At 70.2% G+C, this 16,769-nt stretch carries 19 protein-coding genes; 7 read left to right on the forward strand and 12 right to left on the reverse strand.

What is annotated here, in order from left to right; genetic code table 11:
- Positions 1 to 7 precede the first annotated feature (7 nt).
- A complete protein-coding gene (locus FVE25_RS51240; RefSeq protein WP_157254693.1) occupies positions 8 to 2,455 on the reverse strand; it encodes a type 1 periplasmic-binding domain-containing protein in 2,448 nt (815 codons plus the stop codon).
- Between the two features lie 144 nt (positions 2,456 to 2,599).
- On the opposite strand from FVE25_RS51240, the gene serC reads away from it, so the two are divergent.
- Positions 2,600 to 3,709: a phosphoserine transaminase gene (serC, locus tag FVE25_RS51245; protein WP_157254694.1), complete on the forward strand. Its 1,110-nt coding sequence runs from the start codon at positions 2,600 to 2,602 to the stop codon at positions 3,707 to 3,709.
- Here the strand turns inward: serC and FVE25_RS51250 are convergent.
- Positions 3,688 to 4,062: a BlaI/MecI/CopY family transcriptional regulator gene (locus FVE25_RS51250; protein ID WP_219826019.1), complete on the reverse strand. Its 375-nt coding sequence runs from the start codon at positions 4,060 to 4,062 to the stop codon at positions 3,688 to 3,690. The two genes, serC and FVE25_RS51250, sit on opposite strands and share 22 nt — an antisense overlap.
- A 114-nt stretch (positions 4,063 to 4,176) precedes the next feature.
- On the opposite strand from FVE25_RS51250, the gene FVE25_RS51255 reads away from it, so the two are divergent.
- On the forward strand, positions 4,177 to 4,716 hold the full coding sequence (locus FVE25_RS51255; RefSeq protein ID WP_157254696.1) for a TIGR00645 family protein: 540 nt from the start codon (positions 4,177 to 4,179) through the stop codon (positions 4,714 to 4,716).
- A 26-nt stretch (positions 4,717 to 4,742) separates the two neighbouring features.
- On the opposite strand, the gene FVE25_RS51260 is transcribed toward FVE25_RS51255, so the two are convergent.
- The 4 genes from FVE25_RS51260 to FVE25_RS51275 all read right to left on the reverse strand — a co-directional run bounded on the left by FVE25_RS51260 (position 4,743) and on the right by FVE25_RS51275 (position 7,410).
- Positions 4,743 to 5,351 carry a rhomboid family intramembrane serine protease gene (locus FVE25_RS51260; protein WP_157254697.1) on the reverse strand — a complete coding sequence of 203 codons (609 nt, stop codon included), beginning with the start codon at positions 5,349 to 5,351 and terminating at the stop codon, positions 4,743 to 4,745.
- Between the two features lie 114 nt (positions 5,352 to 5,465).
- Positions 5,466 to 6,233 (reverse strand): crotonase/enoyl-CoA hydratase family protein, encoded by a 768-nt coding sequence (locus FVE25_RS51265; protein ID WP_157254698.1) that lies wholly within the window; start codon positions 6,231 to 6,233, stop codon positions 5,466 to 5,468.
- A gap of 6 nt (positions 6,234 to 6,239) precedes the next feature.
- Complete coding sequence (locus FVE25_RS51270) at positions 6,240 to 7,013, reverse strand: SDR family NAD(P)-dependent oxidoreductase (RefSeq protein ID WP_157254699.1); 774 nt, start codon at positions 7,011 to 7,013, stop codon at positions 6,240 to 6,242.
- A 58-nt stretch (positions 7,014 to 7,071) separates the two neighbouring features.
- A complete protein-coding gene (locus FVE25_RS51275; protein ID WP_157254700.1) occupies positions 7,072 to 7,410 on the reverse strand; it encodes an STAS domain-containing protein in 339 nt (112 codons plus the stop codon).
- 76 nt (positions 7,411 to 7,486) lie between these two features.
- On the opposite strand from FVE25_RS51275, the gene FVE25_RS51280 reads away from it, so the two are divergent.
- Entirely contained in the window at positions 7,487 to 8,503 is a 1,017-nt protein-coding gene (locus FVE25_RS51280; RefSeq protein WP_219826020.1) for a potassium channel family protein, read from the forward strand.
- Here the strand turns inward: FVE25_RS51280 and FVE25_RS51285 are convergent.
- The 4 genes from FVE25_RS51285 to FVE25_RS54185 all read right to left on the reverse strand — a co-directional run bounded on the left by FVE25_RS51285 (position 8,481) and on the right by FVE25_RS54185 (position 12,887).
- Positions 8,481 to 9,224 carry an energy-coupling factor ABC transporter ATP-binding protein gene (locus FVE25_RS51285; RefSeq protein ID WP_157254702.1) on the reverse strand — a complete coding sequence of 248 codons (744 nt, stop codon included), beginning with the start codon at positions 9,222 to 9,224 and terminating at the stop codon, positions 8,481 to 8,483. The genes FVE25_RS51280 and FVE25_RS51285 overlap by 23 nt on opposite strands.
- Positions 9,221 to 9,979, reverse strand: a complete 759-nt coding sequence (gene cbiQ / locus FVE25_RS51290; RefSeq protein ID WP_157254703.1) for a cobalt ECF transporter T component CbiQ — start codon at positions 9,977 to 9,979, stop codon at positions 9,221 to 9,223. Before cbiQ ends, FVE25_RS51285 begins: the two co-directional genes overlap by 4 nt.
- 2 nt (positions 9,980 to 9,981) lie before the next feature.
- Positions 9,982 to 10,992, reverse strand: coding sequence for an energy-coupling factor ABC transporter permease (locus tag FVE25_RS51295; RefSeq protein WP_157254704.1), 1,011 nt, complete (start codon positions 10,990 to 10,992; stop codon positions 9,982 to 9,984).
- A gap of 74 nt (positions 10,993 to 11,066) precedes the next feature.
- Positions 11,067 to 12,887, reverse strand: coding sequence for a glycosyltransferase family 2 protein (locus FVE25_RS54185; protein ID WP_181019982.1), 1,821 nt, complete (start codon positions 12,885 to 12,887; stop codon positions 11,067 to 11,069).
- Between the two features lie 311 nt (positions 12,888 to 13,198).
- On the opposite strand from FVE25_RS54185, the gene FVE25_RS51305 reads away from it, so the two are divergent.
- Positions 13,199 to 13,540 carry a hypothetical protein gene (locus FVE25_RS51305; RefSeq protein WP_157254705.1) on the forward strand — a complete coding sequence of 114 codons (342 nt, stop codon included), beginning with the start codon at positions 13,199 to 13,201 and terminating at the stop codon, positions 13,538 to 13,540.
- A gap of 17 nt (positions 13,541 to 13,557) precedes the next feature.
- Complete coding sequence (locus FVE25_RS57290) at positions 13,558 to 13,926, forward strand: ClpX C4-type zinc finger protein (RefSeq protein WP_157254706.1); 369 nt, start codon at positions 13,558 to 13,560, stop codon at positions 13,924 to 13,926.
- Positions 13,927 to 14,123: 197 nt separating this feature from the next.
- Here FVE25_RS57290 and FVE25_RS51315 read toward each other — a convergent pair whose 3' ends face one another.
- Both FVE25_RS51315 and FVE25_RS51320 read right to left on the reverse strand, forming a co-directional pair.
- On the reverse strand, positions 14,124 to 14,600 hold the full coding sequence (locus tag FVE25_RS51315) for a CHRD domain-containing protein (RefSeq protein WP_157254707.1): 477 nt from the start codon (positions 14,598 to 14,600) through the stop codon (positions 14,124 to 14,126).
- Between the two features lie 102 nt (positions 14,601 to 14,702).
- Positions 14,703 to 15,065: a MerR family transcriptional regulator gene (locus FVE25_RS51320; protein WP_157254708.1), complete on the reverse strand. Its 363-nt coding sequence runs from the start codon at positions 15,063 to 15,065 to the stop codon at positions 14,703 to 14,705.
- Positions 15,066 to 15,150: 85 nt separating this feature from the next.
- On the opposite strand from FVE25_RS51320, the gene FVE25_RS51325 reads away from it, so the two are divergent.
- Complete coding sequence (locus FVE25_RS51325; protein ID WP_157254709.1) at positions 15,151 to 16,212, forward strand: NAD(P)H-dependent amine dehydrogenase family protein; 1,062 nt, start codon at positions 15,151 to 15,153, stop codon at positions 16,210 to 16,212.
- Positions 16,209 to 16,706, forward strand: coding sequence for a carboxymuconolactone decarboxylase family protein (locus FVE25_RS51330; protein ID WP_157254710.1), 498 nt, complete (start codon positions 16,209 to 16,211; stop codon positions 16,704 to 16,706). Before FVE25_RS51325 ends, FVE25_RS51330 begins: the two co-directional genes overlap by 4 nt.
- Positions 16,707 to 16,769 lie beyond the last annotated feature (63 nt).

Consider the following 16,769-nt stretch of genomic DNA (forward strand, 5'->3'; position numbering starts at 1 on the left):
AGGCGCGTCATTGCTTGGGCGGCGGTCCGCAGTTCCCCGTCACCGTGTTCGGGTGACAGACGTGATGGACCTCGATCGGCTGGCCCTCCACGACCGACATGAGCCACACGTCGCGGTCCTGGGCGTCGTGCTCGGTCGCGTGGCTGGAGAAGCGCACCAGGCCCGTCGCGCCGTCGAAGGACAGCCCCCTCAGGTTGTAGTGGACCGCGGTGCGGAACTCGCCGACGTGCGCCTGGGCGGCGTCCACCGCCTGCGCCACGGCGTAGGCGGCGTCGTAGCCGAACGAGGCGTGGGCGGTGGAGTAGGTGAGGTTCTGTCCCCAGCGTTCCAGGTCGCTCCTGGCCTGGTTGTCGCCGAGCCCCCTCCTGACGTCGCTCAACGCCATGAAGGACATGGTCACCGTGTGCCGCGACGGGTCCGGCTGCACCTCGTTGACGATCTCCCCGGTGATGTCGTCCGAGGCCAGCAACTGGATCCCCGCCTTCTGGCAGGAGCCGCCCCAGGCGCGCTTGAGCGCGTTCAGGAACTCCGAGCGGCCGGTGTAGTAGACCACCTTCGCCTTCGTCTCGGGCGAGCACGCCTGCGCCATCGCCGGGCCCAGGTCGCCGTCGTTGGTGAAGACGTGGTCGGAGCTGTCCGGGTAGCGTTCCCTGAAGAGGATCTTCAGCTCCTCGCTGTAGAGGTCGTTCCGCTCCTTCTGCCAGACCACCGCGACCCTCGGCGCCTTGCCGACCTCGGTGTTCAGCCCCAGGGTCCGCAGCCAGTGGACGGTCGCCACGACCTGGCGCACGTTGGTCATCGCCAGCCGGAACAGGTAGGCCGAGCGCTCCTTGCCGAGTCCGGCGATCGTCTCCCCGCTGGTGACCGTGCTGACCATCGGCAGGTTGGCCCTGGTCAGCCGCTGGACGGCCAGCCGTACCTCCTCCCGGCTCCACGCCAGGCCCACCACGGCGGCGATCGTGCGGTCGGACTCGGCCCGCGCGGCGATGCCCTCGGCGGCCAGCTCGGCGCTGAGGAAGTCCTGCCCGGCGTTGGCGAAGGCCACCCGCAGCTTCCTGTCCTTGCGCTCGTTGTAGCTGTCCTGAAGGGCGCCGATGCCCGCCAGCTCCCCGGCCACCGCCGTCATCTGGCCGTCCTTGCGCCGGGCGTCCGGCTGGGTCGTCAGGGGTCCCAGGTAGACGACCGTGAACACCTCGGCGCCGAAGGGGATCGCGGCGTTCTGCCGCTCGATGCGGTCCAGGACCGCCTTCACCCGCGGGTGGGCGCCCATCCGGTCCAGCGGGCCGAAGCCCACGCACTGCTCGGCCACCCGGGTCAGCTCGGGGCCGCAGCCCGCCGTGGCCAGGACCGCGCCGGTCAGCGGCAGCACCAGGAGCGCCACCACGACCAGCCAGTACAGCAGCGGGCGCACCGGCAGCAGCCGCGGCGGCCGGTCCTTCGGCGCGTTCGGGTCGGGCCGCGTCGCGTCGGCCACGATGAACGCGCTCGGCTTCACCTGCCGGGCCGCGAGCCGCCATGCGTGCAGGAGATCGACCAGCTCCGCCTCGTCACCGGCGACGAGCGCGTGGTGGTGCCCGGTCGGCGGCACCCGCGTGGAGGCCACCACCAGCAGCGGCCCCCGCTGGCCGGTGCGCGACTTGACGCTGTTGAGCAGCTCCAGGAAGCGGCGCCCCGGCGTGCCCGGCTCGGCGCGGCGCAGCTGTAACAACGGGTAGGTGTTGCGCCCCCAGCCCGGCCACGGGATCACCCGGCGCTGGTATGCCTGGCGCAGATCCTCCAGGAACGCGGTGACCAGCAGCCTTTCGACCAGGTCCGCGGGCGACTCGGCGATCCGGACGGCGTACTCGATGACCGACTCTTCCCGCTTCCTGCGCAGATACGGCGCCCTCCTGAACCAGCGGTAGAAGATCGGGCCGCGGATGAGGAGCAGAGCGTGCACCAGACCGCCTATCAGGGCGACGGCCGCACCCGCTCCCCAGAGAAGCAGGCTGAGGCCGTCCACGAGCTGCTGGAGGCCGTATGCGGCCAATCCCGAGACCGGGATCCAGGTCGTCAGCGCCCGGCCCACGTAGTCGGCCATGGAGCGGCGCACCCGGTTGCTGCGCGAGCGCTCCTTGCGCCACCGGGCCAGCGCCTCGCGGAACTCCTGCCGCTTGGCCACCGGATTCGGCGGCGCCTGCCTGAGCCGCTGCTCCCAGGCCCACAGCACGAACTGGGTCAGGGGGAAGCGCGGCGGCGGCAGCAGCGTGCCGCGCACCCACGTCGAGAACATGCCCTGGACGCCCGCCAGCCGGTCGACGATCGCGGGGACGTCGGCGAGCGCGTCGCCGTCCACCTCGGCATGCGGCACCCTGCGGTGGAAGTGCACCACCGTCTCCACGGCCGCGTCCGCGGCGCCCGTGAACACCAGGATCGGCAGATCCCGTTCCCGCGACAGCGGAGAGGGGCGGCGCACGGCTTCGTCGATGACCTCATACGCACGCGTCAGTGTGGCCTCCGAGATCCGGTCCCAGCGAGCGTACGACGATCTCCCCCACCGCGCATCTCACAATTCGGACCCGGTCCGAGTCACCGCAGGCGGCTCAGTACGCTTGGGCAGGTGGCTGACATCGTGATTCCCGCTGACATCAAGCCCGCCGACGGCCGCTTCGGCTGCGGGCCCTCGAAGGTTCGCCCCGAGCAGCTGGCCGCGCTCGCCTCCGCCGGTGCGGGCGTGCTGGGCACCTCCCATCGGCAGAAGCCGGTCAAGAGCCTGGTCGGCCGCGTGCGCTCCGGCCTGGCCGACCTCTTCTCGCTGCCCGAGGGCTGCCAGGTCGTGCTGGGCAACGGCGGCACCACCGCGTTCTGGGACATCGCCGCCTTCGGGCTGGTGCGCGCGAAGTCGCAGCACCTGTCCTTCGGCGAGTTCTCCTCGAAGTTCGGCGCGGTCGTCAGCAAGGCGCCGTGGCTGGACGCGCCGACGATCGTCAAGTCCGAGGTCGGCACCCACCCCGCGGCGGTCGAGGAGGAGGGCGTGGACGTCTACGCCCTGACCCACAACGAGACCTCCACCGGCGTCGCCATGCCGATCAAGCGCGTGGGCGGCGACGACGCGCTGGTGCTCGTGGACGCCACCTCCGGCGCCGGCGGCCTGCCCGTGGACATCGCCGAGACCGACGTCTACTACTTCGCGCCGCAGAAGAGCTTCGCCTCCGACGGCGGCCTGTGGATCGCCGTCATGTCGCCGCGCGCCCTGGCCCGCGTCGAGGAGATCGCCGCCTCCGGCCGCTACGTGCCGGAGTTCTTCAGCCTGCCGGTCGCCATCGACAACTCCGGCAAGGACCAGACCTACAACACGCCCTCGGTCGCCACGCTCTTCCTGCTGGCCGACCAGATCGAGTGGATGAACGCCAACGGCGGCCTGGCCTGGACCACCGCCCGCACCGCCGACTCCGCCCAGCGCCTGTACACCTGGGCCGAGAAGGCGTCGTTCGCCACGCCGTTCGCCGCGCCGGAGTTCCGCTCGCAGGTCGTCGGCACGATCGACTTCAGCGACGACGTGGACGCCGCCGAGGTGGCCAAGACGCTGCGCGCCAACGGCATCGTCGACACCGAGCCGTACCGCAAGCTCGGCCGCAACCAGCTGCGCGTCGCGATGTTCCCGGCCATCGACCCGGCCGACGTCGAGGCGCTGACGGCCTGCGTCGACTACGTGGTCGAGCGGCTCTGACCCGTCCTCCTGGACAGCTCCTCCAGCAGGGCGAGCGCGTCGGCCTCCTCGACGCTCTGCGCGAACCGCGCCAGCACCGGCAGCCTGTCGGTGCTGGCCGAGAGGGCTTCGAGCATGAGCCGGCTGAGGTGCTCGTCCCTGCTGTGCGCCGCCGCGTACCTGAAGGCGTTGCGGTACGGCGTGCGGACCAGCAGCCCTTTCTTCAGCAACCGCTCGGCCACGGTCTGGACCGTGGTGTAGGCCAGCGCGCGATCCTCGCTGAGCCTGACCAGGACTTCCCTGACGAGCAGCGGTTTGCGGGCGTCCCACAGCACGTCCATGATCGCGCGTTCCAGGGATCCCAGTGTTGCCACAGGAAACATTCTTGCCGGAAATCCCCCGTGGCGGCCAGGATCGTGGAAATTCCGTAAAGTTGTGCGAGAACTGATACGCACGTGACGGGGGTTTACGGAGTGACGTCCCTTCCCATGCGGCCCAAGAGCCTGGGATATCTGATGTTCGCCAGCCGCTGGCTGCAGGTGCCGCTGTACCTCGGCCTCATCGTGGCGCAGGGCGTCTACGTGTGGCAGTTCATGGTCGAGCTGTGGCACCTCATCGGCGACACCTTCACCGGCCGGACGGGCGTCGAGATCACGGTCATGCTCTCGGTGCTCGGCCTCATCGACGTGGTGATGATCTCCAACCTGCTCATCATGGTGATCGTCGGCGGCTACGAGACGTTCGTCTCCCGCATCGATCTCAACGACCACCCCGACGAGCCGGAGTGGCTCTCCCACGTCAACGCCAACGTGCTGAAGGTCAAGCTGGCCACCGCGATCGTCGGCATCTCCTCGGTGCATCTCCTGCAGACCTTCATCAGGGCCGCGGAGATCCCCAACGAGAAGATCATGTGGCAGACCATCATCCACCTGGCGTTCGTGTTCTCCGCCATCGGCCTGGCGTGGATCGACCGGCTGCTGGTCTCCTCACCGGCCGAGCGCACGCACGCCCAGAAGGCCGTGACCTAGAAGGCCGTGACCTAGAAGGCCGTGACCTAGAAGGCCGTGATCGGTTTCGCGGTACGGCGGCGCAGCACCCAGGCCGCCACCACGCCGGCGATGAGCCCGAACAGGTGGCCCTGCCAGGAGATGCCGGGCTGGTTGGGCAGGACGCCGAGCAGCATCGAGTAGTAGGCGATGGCCACGCCGGCGGCGATGACGATGTCGAGGATGTTGCGATCGAAGATCCCGCGTGCCACGACATAGCCGAAATATCCGAAGATCACGCCGCTGGCGCCGACCGCGATGACACCGGGCGAGGTCAGCCACGTGCCGAGCCCGCCGATGACGATGATCATCAGCGTCGCCGCCAGGAACCTGCCCAGCCCGCGCACCCCCGCCAGGAAGCCCAGGATGAGCAGCGGCAGCGAGTTGGCCATCAGGTGCCCGAAGCCCACGTGCAGGAACGGCGCGAACAGGATGCCGGCCAGCCCGGAGGGGTCCAGGCCGCGGATGCCGTACTGGTCGAGGTGGAGCGGGAGCAGGTAGTCGAAGACCTCCAGCGCCCACATGACGGCCAGGACGACCACGAGCAAGATCACGGCGCCCGCCGCCTCGGCGAGCATGCCACGGAAGCGAGACCGTCCGTCGGGCTGGTCGTTCATGCGCGCTCCTGCGGGTCGAATGACTTCTCTTTTACCGTACGCAGGAATTCTCGTGCACGCGCTGAGGAGCCCCCTTCGCGTTTCCTGCGAATGGGGGCCCTGGGTCCTCCCGCCCTACTCGCCCTTCCAGTGGGGAGTGCGCCTCTCGGCGAAGGCCATCGCGCCCTCCATCGCGTCCTTGGAGGCGAACACCGGCCCGACGATCGCGCTCTGCTTGGCGAACATCTCCTCCAGCGACCAGTCCTGCGAGTCGATGATCACCTTCTTCGTCGCCGCCAGCGCCAGCGGGGCGTTCGCGGCGATCTTCCCGGCCAGCTCCAGCGCCCCTTCCAGGGCCCCGCCCGCCGGGGTGATCCGGTTGACCAGCCCCAGCTCGTACAGGCGCGCGGCCGGGTAGTGATCGCCGGTCAGGGCGATCTCCATGGCCACGTGGTAGGGGATGCGCCGGGGCAGCCGCATGACGCCGCCGGCGCCCGCGACCAGGCCGCGCCGGGGCTCGGGCAGGCCGAACTTGGCCTCCTCCGAGGCCACGATCACGTCACAGGACAGCGCCAGCTCGAAGCCGCCCGCCAGCGCGTACCCCTCGACCGCGGCGACCAGCGGCTTCTTCGGCGGCGCCTCGGCCAGCCCGCCGAAGCCCCTGCCCTCCACGACCGGGAAGTCGCCCGCCATGAAGCCCTTGAGGTCCATGCCGGCGGAGAAGTACCCTCCCGCACCGGTCAGGATGTAGGCCGAGATGTCGGCGCGGGCATCGAGCTCGTCCAGCGCCGCCGCGATCCCGCGGGCCACCGCGCCGTTGACGGCGTTGCGGGCCTGCGGGCGGTTGATCGTGATGACGGCGACGTTGCCGGCTTCCTCGACGAGAACCTCAGACTCGGACACGCGACCTCACTTGGGCTGGAAGCGGATGCCGCCGTCGAAGCGGATGACCTCGGCGTTCATGTAGTCGTTCTCGATCAGCGAGCGGACCAGGTGGGCGAACTCGTCGGGCCGGCCCATGCGCTTGGGGAAGACCACGGGCGCCACGAGCTTGGCCTTGAACTCCTCGGAGTTCGGGGAGAAGCCGTAGATCGGGGTGTCGATGATGCCGGGGCAGATCGTGTTGACCCGCACCCCGATCGCCGCCAGGTCGCGCGCGGCCGGGACCGTCATGCCCACGATGCCGCCCTTGGAGGCGGAGTAGGCGAGCTGGCCCGTCTGGCCTTCCAGCGCCGCGACCGAGGCGGTGTTGATGACCACGCCCCGGTGACCGTCCTCGGAGACCGGCGCGGTCTTGGCGATGGCCGCCGCGCCGATGCGCATGAGGTTGAACGTGCCGATGAGGTTGACCTCGACGACCTTGCGGTAGGTGGCCAGGCCGTGGGGCGCCCCCTCCCGGTTGACCGTGCGCTCGGCCCAGCCGATGCCGGCGCTGTTCACGATCACACGGACCGGCTTGCCGGTGGAGACGGCGGCGTCCACGGCCGCCTGCACCTGCTCCTCGTCCGACACGTCGGTCCTGACGAAGATCCCGCCGAGCTCGTCGGCGATGGCCTTGCCGCGCTCTTCGTTGAGGTCGGCGATGACCACGGTCGCCCCGCGGGCGGCCAGCTCGCGGGCGGTCGCCTCGCCCAAGCCGCTGGCCCCGCCGGAGATGATTGCTGCTGATCCGTTGACGTCCATATCCCGGACCCTAACTCGACAACCGAATGAAGTTCTACTCGGGGTGGGTTAAATCTCGTCACATGCCGCCGACGGCGCTGTCCACGTCCGTGTACACCTTGATGCGCCGGTCGAGACCGGTGGTGCGCAGGATGCGGGCCACGGGCGCCTGCGGCGCCGCCAGGGACACGCCGCCGCCCTCGCCGGTGGCCAGCCGCCACGCCTCGATCAGCACCGACAGCCCGCTGGAGTCCATGAAGGACAGCTGCTGAAGATCGAGCACCAGCCGGGAACTGTCCTGCTTGATGGCGTCACGCACCTCGTCCCGCAGAAAGGGCGCGGTGAACAGGTCGAGCTCACCCTCCACCGCCACCACCACGGCGTCGCCCATCGAGTGTCGCGCAAGCCGCAGCTTCATGTTCGGCCCCTCCTCGATGAGCCACTGTACTTCGACATCCCCGATTAGCGGGCATGCACAAACTACGATCACTCCCATGCGCAGGGACGAATCGGAGCTGGGTGTTCTCCTGCCCACTCCGCCGGTCGGCCCGCTGCGCGCGGTCGCCCGCCGGATGGCGCTCGCCCTGGGGTTCCTGCTGGCGATGTTCCTGCTGGTCGCGACCGACCGCGACGGCTACCGCGACAACGCCGACGGCGCGGTCTCGCTCCTCGACGCCCTCTACTACGTGACGGTGTCGATCTCCACGACCGGTTACGGCGACATCACCCCCGTCACCGACCAGGCCCGCCTGATCAACATCGTCGCGGTGACGCCGCTGCGCATCGCGTTCCTGGTCGTCCTGGTCGGGACCACGCTGGAGGTGCTGACCAAGCGCACCCGCCAGTCCATCCGCATCAGAAGCTGGAGGTCCAGGTTGCGCGACCACACGGTGATCGTCGGCTACGGCACCAAGGGCCGCGCCGCCGTACGGGCTCTGCTGGAGAACGAGCGCGAGAAGGACTCGATCGTGATCGTCGACCCGCGGCAGAGCGCGGTGGACGAGGCGGCCGTGGACGGCTTCGCGGGCGTGGTGGGCGACGCCACGCGCAGCGACGTGCTCAACCGCGCCGGCGTCGCGACCGCGAGCCAGATCATCATCGCCGTCCAGCGCGACGACACCGCCGTCCTCGTCACGCTCACGGCGCGCAGCCTCAACTCCGGCGCGACGATCGTCGCCTCGGTCAGGGAGGCCGAGAACGACCCTCTGGTCCGGCAGAGCGGCGCCGACGTGGTCATCACCTCGTCCGAAGCCGCCGGCCGGATGCTCGGGGTGGCCACGCAGAGCCCGGCGGTCAGCGCGCTCATCGAGGACTTCCTCGTCTACGGCAAGGGCCTGGACCTGTACGAGCGCGGGGTCACCGAGGAGGAGGCCGGCGGCTCGCCCAGGGACTGCGAGGGCATGGTGATCGCGGTGGTCCGCGGCGGCGAGGTGCTGGCCTACGCCGATCCCAGGGCGCAGACCCTGACCGCGGACGACCGCCTGATCGTCATCCACGTTCCACCGGTATAGCGAAGCCGTACGGCAGCTCCAGCCGGTGCGCGGCGAGCAGGTCCGCGTCGGCGAGCAGGGTCCGCGTGGGGCCGTCGGCGGCGATCACGCCGTCCGACAGGATGAGCGAGCGCTCGCACAGCTCCAACGCGTACGGCAGGTCGTGGGTCACCATGAGCACGGTCACGTCCAGCGAGCGCAGGATCTCGGCCAGTTCCCGGCGCGCGGCCGGATCCAGGTTGGACGACGGCTCGTCCAGGACGAGGATCTCCGGCTCCATGGCCAGGACCGTCGCGACGGCGACCCGGCGGCGCTGGCCGAAGGACAGGTGGTGCGGCGGCCGGTCGGCGGCCTCCAGCATGCCGACCCGGTCGAGCGCGTCCTTGACCCGGTGTTCCAGTTCCTCACCGCGCAGCCCGGCGTTGGCGGGCCCGAAGGCCACGTCGTCGCGGACCGTGGGCATGAACAGCTGGTCGTCGGGGTCCTGGAAGACCAGCCCGACGCGCTGCCTGATCTCCTTGAGCGTGTCCTTGCGCACGGGCGTGCCGGCGACGGTGACGCTGCCGTGCCCGGCGGTGAGGATGCCGTTGAGGTGCATGACGAGCGTGGTCTTGCCGGCGCCGTTGGGCCCGAGCAGGGCGACGCGCTCGCCGCGGGCGACGGTGAGGTCGACGCCGAACAGCGCCTGCGTCCCGTCGGGGTAGGCGTAGGCGAGGTCGCGCACTTCCAGCGAGGTCGTCACAGTGCTGCCACTCCCAGTACGGCCAGCGCCCCGGCGGGCAGGCTCAGGGCGATCCCCCACTGCCGAATATCCGCCGAAATTTCCTGAAGAACCGGCATTTGCCCGTCATACCCCCGGCTCAGCATCGCCAGATGCACTCTCTCACCCCGCTCGTAGGAGCGGATGAACAGGGCGCCGGCCGAGCGCGCGATGACCGGGATGTGCCGGACGTCCCGTGCCACGAAGCCGCGCGACTCCCTGGCCACCTTCATCCGCCGCATCTCGTCCATGATCACGTCCATGTACCGGAGCATGAACATCGCGATCTGCACCAGCAACTGCGGCACCCGCAGCCGCTGGGCGCCCATGAGGATGGCCCGCGGCTCCGTCGTGGCGGCCAGCAGGATCGAGGCGATGACGCCGAGCGTGGCCTTGGCCAGGATGTTCCAGGCCGCCCAGAGGCCGGGCACGCTCAGCGAGAGCCCCAGGACCGTGGTCCGCTCCCCCATCCCGATGACCGGGATGAGGAAGGCGAACACCACGAACGGCAGCTCGATCACCATCCGGCGGGCGACATAGGTCACCGGCACCCTCGCCACGGCCGCGACCCCGGCAAGCAGCAGCAGGTAGCCGCCGAACGCCCAGAACGCCTCGCGCGGCGTGGCCACCACCACGATGGCGAAGGCGAGAACCGCGGGCAGCTTGCACTGGGCGGGCAGCCGGTGCACCGGCGAGGCGCCCGGCCGGTAGAGCTGGTGATGGTGCCCCGCGCCCATGCCTACGCCTCGACCCTCTCCCTGCGCTTGCGCACCGCGTAGGCGAGACCACCGCCCACCAGCAGCGTCAGCCCGACGCCGATGATGCCCGCGACACCCACCGGGATCCCGCCGACCTCACCGTAGTCGGCCAGCGCCCAGGTGCCGAACACGTGGTCGGTGGCCTGGTCGATGAAGCCCTTGTCCTCGGCCACCCGCTCCAGCCCGTCTGGCGAGGCGGAGGCGAAGAAGGAGACGACACCGGCCAGGATCGCGGTGACGCCGAGGCCGCCCAGCAGGAACGGGCCCACTCCGGACGTGACCGGCGCCGCGGGCTTGGCGGCCACCTCGGTGGTCGTGCCGTCGGCGCCCCGGAGGAGCAGCGGCCTGGCCAGCCCGGCCGCGCCGTACACCAGGTCGGGACGGACGGCGAGGACGGCGCCCACGGTCACCGCGGTGATCAGCCCCTCGCCGATGCCGATGAGCAGGTGCACCCCGCCCATCGCCGCGGCGACGGTGCCGACCTCGATCGGGGCGGTGCCGCCGATGGCGAACAACGCCGTGAACACCAGCGCGGAGGCGGGCACGGAGATCAGCGCGGCGAGGAACGCGGCGACCGGGATCATCGCCTTGTTCGCGGACATGCGGGTGACCAGCCGGAAGACCCCCCAGCCGACCAGCACGGTCACGATGCCCATGATCGTGATGTTGACGCCGAGCGCGGTCAGGCCGCCGTCGGCGAAGAACAGGCCCTGCACGAGCAGCACCACGGCCACGCACAGGACTCCGGTATAGGGGCCGACGAGTATCGCGGCCAGCGCGCCGCCGAGCAGGTGACCGCTGGTTCCGGCGGCGACGGGGAAGTTGAGCATCTGGACGGCGAAGATGAACGCCGCCACGAGTCCGGCCATGGGCGCCGTGCGGTCGTCCAGCTCGCGCCGGGCGCCCCGCAGGCACACCGCTACTCCGGCCGCCGCGACGACCCCGGCGGATATGGAGACGGCCGCGTTGAAGAAGCCATCGGGAACGTGCACGGGCCTTGCCTCTCCGTAAGGGGCGATTCGTCCTTACGATAGGACATCGGCTTGCACCTGCACATAGATGGCATCTAGCGGAGAATTCTCCGGACGATCGCCCGCGGGGTCAGTTTCCTGACCACCGTGCTCAGCCGTCCCCTGCCCGACGTCGCGTACGGCCGGACCGTCCGCAGCACCGCCGCCTGCCACCACCGCCGCGCCGCCGGCACGCCCACGGTGCCGGTCTCGATGCGGAAGCGCGCGGGCGGCCCGCCCAGCTCCAGCTCCAGGTAGGCGTCCCAGGTGCCGGGCGAGAAGCGGCCCACCGCGGGGCGGGCGGCGAACGCGCCGCCGGGCAGCGCCGTCACCCGCTCGATCCGCTCGTTGCCCGTGCGCCGCTCCCGCCACACGAGCTGGCGCATGGCTCCCGCCTCCGGCGCCTCCCCGCCCACCGTGACCTCGCCGTCGAGCAGCAGCCGGTGCCCCAGCCCCCACCGGGTCCTGGTGATGCGCACGCTGCCGGGCACCGCCAGCACGTGCCCGCCGACGTCGAGGCTGAGGTTGCCGTTGTCCCTGGTGAAGTACGGCAGCGCCACCACCTTGCCGATCAGCCGGGGCGAGGGCCTGGCCAGGCCCCCGTCGCGGTCGGCGCCCAGCCTGCCCAGCCGGGTCACGCCCTCCAGCTCGACGGCGACGTAGGCGTCCCACACCCCGGAGGTCAGTGCGGCCGGGTCGATGAGCACGCTGAACTCGGGCCCGTCGCAGGTGGCGGGCACCACCAGTTCGTTGGCCGGGTCGTGCCGGGCACGCAGGACGACCGAGAGCGCGTCGCCGTCGCGCATGCCGTCGAGCCGTGCCGTACCGCTGACCTGGAGCTTCTCATCCTCCCAGCGCAGGCCGGTGAGGCGGCGCAGCACGGTGGCGCTCTCGATGTCGGCCAGGCGCAGCAGCCGTTCGACGTCGCCGAGGGCGGCCAGGCGCTGGCGGTCGGTGCTGGGGAGCCGCTCGGCCACGCCCGGGGTGAGGAACTCGTCGCACAGGGCGGCCACCTCGGCGGCGATGTCCTTGCGCCGCACGTCGTCGGCCTCCAGGAACGGCAGGCCGAGCTGGGCGAAGGCGTCGAGCCTGAAGTGCCGCCTGAGCAGGTGGTCGCGCAGCGGTCCCGGCGGGATGTGCCGGGTCATGAGCTCGATCGGGCCGCGGATCATGGTGAGCCAGGCGATGGGGTCGCGGCTGCCGGGCTGCTGCATGATGCTGCTGCCGTCGGGGCGGGCGGTGAGGTGGTAGCAGTCGTAGTCGGCGACCACGGAGATCGCCTCGGCGTGACAGTAGGCGTGCACGGAGAACTGGATGTCCTCGCCGATGAGCTGGTCCTCGGCGAAGCGGATGGAGTGGCGCTCCAGCATCTCCCGGCGGAACAGCTTGAAGCAGCTCAGGCTGTTGTAGACGGCGCTCTCGCCGAGCTCGACCCGGTCGGCGCTGCGCTGGAACATCGAGACCGGCGCCCGGCGGCCGTGCCCGACGATGCGGCCGAGGACGATGTCGGAGCCGTTGCGATCGGCCATCGCGACCATGCGCTCGAGCGCCTCGGCGCCGAGGTAGTCGTCGGCGTCGCAGAAGAAGACGTAGCGGCCGGTGGCGTGCTCGAGGCCGACGTTGCGCGGCCGGCCGGCGCCGCCCGAGCACTCCTGGTGGACGACCTTGACGGTGTTGCGGTGGTAGGCCGCGTAGAGGTCGAGGAGCTCGGCGCCGCCGTCGGTGGAGCCGTCGTCGACGACGACGATCTCCTTCTTGACGCGCTGGATGAGGGCCGAGGTCAGGCAGCGGTCGAGGTACGGCCGGCAGTTGTGGGCCGGGATGATGACGCTGACGTCCGCCGCATCCTCGTCGCACCCCGTTGTCGTATCAGCCACAGCCGCGCCCCTCAGCCGTCACATTCCGCTTGCATTCCGTTTCAGTATGTGACCAGAGGCGGCCGTCGTGTGGGCGATCCGGCGTCTTCGTACCGGGGTTTTCTGAACCCCACAAACCCATATTTCGGACTAAACCGCCTGATGAGCGGCTATGCAGAGCATCGAATTCCGTTCAGGGACGCGGTTTTCCCACTCGGAGGATAAAGACCACCCTGCAGGGAACAGTGTCCTACCCCCGGCCGGCGCCGGTGATCCGCGCGTTCCCGAGACGCGTCTACACTCAGGCAGCCTTGATCCGGAGGTGGCAGGTTATGGGAAACGAACTGCACAAGCAGCTCGTGGCGCATGCCAAGGTGATTTACGCGGCCGAGGACATCATCGCTTCGGCCCGGCTGAAGGAACTCTACGAGTGCTCAGAACTGCTGCGCCGTACCAGAGTCCGCGCGGAGGACATCGTGCTGGACGCGCGGCTGATGCTCGCCGAGGCCGAGCGCCACGGCGACATCGAGCGCATCGTGGCGCTCAGCGCCTCGGTCGACCAGGCCCGGGCCTTCTACGACAAGGTACTCAACGCCTACGTCACCCTCTGCTGCAGGATTCGCGAGGAGAGCAAGGCGCTTCTCGACAGCACCGACTTGTCAGGAGCCGCCTGACGGTCTACTGTCAGGCCATGCCTGACTGGAAAGAGTCCCTGCGGTGCTCGTTCTGTCACAAGAACGCCAACGAGGTCACCAAGCTGATCGCCGGGCCCGGTGTGCACATCTGCGACGAATGCGTGGGGCTGTGTAACGACGTCCTCGAAGCGGACAGATCCGTGGAGCACACCGAACCACGTCTGCCCATGTGGGAGACGATGACCGACGACCAGATCCTCGACCACCTACCGAAGATCGCGGCCGTGCAGGCTCAGATCAACGACAATCTGCGCGAATGGGTAGACCACCTGCGCTCCCGCAATGTCAGCTGGGAGCGCATCGGCGCATCGCTCAGCATGACCAGGCAGTCGGCCTGGGAGCGATTCAAAGAGCCCCCCGCGTAAACCTCTGTGACGTGTGAGGCGTCTCTCAGCGTAGGGAGGCCCGCATGAGCGTGCTCGACGGCCTCGCGGCGCCGGAGCTGAGCGACTTGCGCCTGGAGTTGCTGCTGATCACGGCGCTGCACGAAGAGGCGGAACGACTGGCCGCGGAGTGAACGGGCTCCAGCTCCCCGGCCGCCCCGGGGAGCTGGAGCAGGGGTTCAGAGCTGCCCGCGGATGGCGCCCATCGGGAACCTCTTGTTGTGCACGTTCACGTAGTACCGGTGCGGCCACTTCCTGATGGCCCGCAATTCGGCGAACGTGAGCGTGGTGGCCGCATTGGCCGCGTTCTGCCGCTTGACCGCCTTGACGCAGCCCCGGGAGAACCCGTCGGCCGGCGTCTTGAGCGCGACGGTGATCGCGCCCGCCACCCCTCTCCTGCCCTGATGGATGTGGGCCGCCGTGGGCGTGCCGATCCTGCGGACCGCCAGCCGGTAGCAGAGGCGCCCGTGGTGCGCCCGCCAGGCGAAGAACCCGGAGCCGTTGCGGTCACCGGGTCCGGGGACTTCCTGCTTGCCGGACAGCTTGACCACCCTGGGGCGATGGTCCTGGGCCGCGGTCGCGGCAGCCGCCGGGAGTGATGTGACGAGTACGGCTGCCGCGGCGGTGAATCCGACGACAGCCAGGTGCTTGCGCATGGGAAGGTTCCTCCCATCCGACTATGGGACATCCCCGGCACGGATCGTGACGCTTCAAAGTTCAACCAGGTAAGGGGGAAGACGCCTTACGGCAAGCGTGGTCTAACCGTTTCCGGCGGCGGCGGTGATCACGTCGTCGAGCACCTCGCGGGAGCGGACCAGGTCGGCGATCATCCGGTCGATCCGGTCGCGCTCCAGCGTCAGCTCCTCCACCAGCGCCGCGGTGGCGATCTCGGCGGGGCCGCCGTCGGTGTCGCGCATGCAGGGCAGCATGCGGGCGATCTTCTTGCTGTGCAGGCCGGCGGCGAACAACTCCTGGATGCGGATGACCCGGTCGACCGCGCCGTCGGGGTAGTCGCGGTGGCCGCCGGGGGTGCGCTCGGAGACCAGCAGGCCCTGCTGCTCGTAGTACCGCAGGGATCGTTCGCTGACCCCTGCCCGCCGTGCGAGTTCGCCGATGCGCATGACAGGGATGCTAGCTTTCCCGCTGCGCGCGCGGCCGGACGGGTTTGGGCTATACACCGAACCAAGCGCTTGCTACGCTCCGCCCATGGTCTCCACGATTGTCTGGGGTACCGGCAACGTCGGCCGCGCGGCCATCAGGGCCGTCACCGCCCACCCGGCGCTGGAACTCACCGCCGTGATCGTCCACAACCCCGGCAAGGTCGGCCGCGACGCGGGAGACCTCGCCGGACTCGGCCACGACCTGGGCGTCATCGCCACCGCCGACGTCGAGGCCACCCTGTCCACCCGCCCCGGCGCGGTCGTCTACGCCGCCTCCGGCGACATCCGCCCCGACGACGCGCTGGCCGACATCCTGAAGGCCGTCGGCATGGGCGCGGTCGTCGTCACCCCCTCGCTCTACGCCCTCTACGACCAGCGCAACGCCCCGCCCGAGCTGCGCGAGCCGATCCTGGCCGCCGTCAAGGAGGGCGGCGGCTCGCTGTTCGTCTCCGGCGTCGACCCCGGCTGGGGCAACGACGTGCTGCCCCTGCTGATCAGCGGGCTCGGCGCCCGCACGGACGTCATCCGCTGCCAGGAGATCTTCGACTACTCCGCCTACGACCAGGAGGACGCGGTCCGCTACCTGGTCGGCATGGGCCAGCCGATGGACTACGAGCCGCCGATGCTGGCCGCGACCGTCCCGGCGATGGTGTGGGGCGGCCAGATCCGCCTCATGGCCCGCGCGCTCGGCGCCGAACTCGACGAGGTACGCGAAACCGTGGACCGCCGGGCGCTCGACACCACGGTGACCACCGCGGCCATGGGCACGTTCGAGGCCGGCACCCAAGGGGCGGTCCGCTTCGAGGTGCAGGGCATCGTCGGCGGCGCGCCCCGGATCGTCATCGAGCACGTCACCCGCATCCACGCCGCCTGCGCGCCCGACTGGCCCGCACCGCCGGACGGCGTCGGCGCCCACCGGGTGGTCATCGAGGGCCGCCCGCGCATCGAGGTCACCGTCGAGGCCACCGACGAGGACGGCAACCGCGCCGCAGGGGGCAACGCCACCGCGGTCGGCCGCCTGGTCAACGCCATCGACTGGCTCGTGGCCGCGGAACCCGGCCTCTACGACGCCCTCGACGTACCGCTGCGGCCCGGGAGGCTGTCATGAGGATCGACGTTCCCGCGGGCAAGGACGCCATCGAGTACGTATGGGGCGAGATGGTGCCCGGCATCGGGCCCGCCGCCGCGCACTTCTCGCTGTCGGTCTACGCCCACACCACGCTCGGGCTGCGCGAGTTCGAGGCGGCGCGGTTGCGGGTCGCCCAGATCAACGGGTGCGTCTTCTGCCTCGACTGGCGCACCGAGCGCGACGGCGAGAAGGTCGAGGAGGAGTTCGCCGACGCCGTCGCCGACTGGCGCACCACCTCCGCCTTCGACGAGCGCACCCGGCTGGCCGCCGAGTACGCCGAGCGGTACACCCTTGACCACCACGGCCTCGACGAGGAGTTCTGGGCGCGCATGGCCGCCTGCTACACACAGGTGGAGATCGTGGAGCTGACCATGAGCCTGGGTTCCTGGCTGGCCTTCGGCCGCCTCAACCACGTCCTGGGCCTCGACACCGTGTGCAAGCTGCCCAGCGGCACGTCGCCCGCCAGGCACTGACCCTTCTTCGTGATTTCAGAGGCGCGAATCGTAGTGATTTCAGGGGCGCGAATCCGTCGAGAG

The sequence above is a fragment of the Nonomuraea typhae genome, from assembly GCF_009760925.1.
Classification (GTDB): domain Bacteria; phylum Actinomycetota; class Actinomycetes; order Streptosporangiales; family Streptosporangiaceae; genus Nonomuraea; species Nonomuraea typhae.

What these genes read in the sequence shown, in the direction of transcription:
- FVE25_RS57290 (WP_157254706.1), top strand. Translation starts at nt 13,558, where the DNA reads ATGCCTGACTGGAAAGAGTCCCTGCGGTGCTCGTTCTGTCACAAGAAC.
- FVE25_RS51280 (WP_219826020.1), top strand. Translation starts at nt 7,487, where the DNA reads ATGCGCAGGGACGAATCGGAGCTGGGTGTTCTCCTGCCCACTCCGCCG.
- FVE25_RS51320 (WP_157254708.1), bottom strand. Translation starts at nt 15,065, where the DNA reads ATGCGCATCGGCGAACTCGCACGGCGGGCAGGGGTCAGCGAACGATCC.
- cbiQ (WP_157254703.1), bottom strand. Translation starts at nt 9,979, where the DNA reads ATGGGCGCGGGGCACCATCACCAGCTCTACCGGCCGGGCGCCTCGCCG.
- FVE25_RS51330 (WP_157254710.1), top strand. Translation starts at nt 16,209, where the DNA reads ATGAGGATCGACGTTCCCGCGGGCAAGGACGCCATCGAGTACGTATGG.
- FVE25_RS51260 (WP_157254697.1), bottom strand. Translation starts at nt 5,351, where the DNA reads ATGAACGACCAGCCCGACGGACGGTCTCGCTTCCGTGGCATGCTCGCC.
- FVE25_RS51325 (WP_157254709.1), top strand. Translation starts at nt 15,151, where the DNA reads ATGGTCTCCACGATTGTCTGGGGTACCGGCAACGTCGGCCGCGCGGCC.
- FVE25_RS51315 (WP_157254707.1), bottom strand. Translation starts at nt 14,600, where the DNA reads ATGCGCAAGCACCTGGCTGTCGTCGGATTCACCGCCGCGGCAGCCGTA.
- FVE25_RS51270 (WP_157254699.1), bottom strand. Translation starts at nt 7,013, where the DNA reads ATGGACGTCAACGGATCAGCAGCAATCATCTCCGGCGGGGCCAGCGGC.
- FVE25_RS51275 (WP_157254700.1), bottom strand. Translation starts at nt 7,410, where the DNA reads ATGAAGCTGCGGCTTGCGCGACACTCGATGGGCGACGCCGTGGTGGTG.
- FVE25_RS51255 (WP_157254696.1), top strand. Translation starts at nt 4,177, where the DNA reads ATGCGGCCCAAGAGCCTGGGATATCTGATGTTCGCCAGCCGCTGGCTG.
- FVE25_RS51305 (WP_157254705.1), top strand. Translation starts at nt 13,199, where the DNA reads ATGGGAAACGAACTGCACAAGCAGCTCGTGGCGCATGCCAAGGTGATT.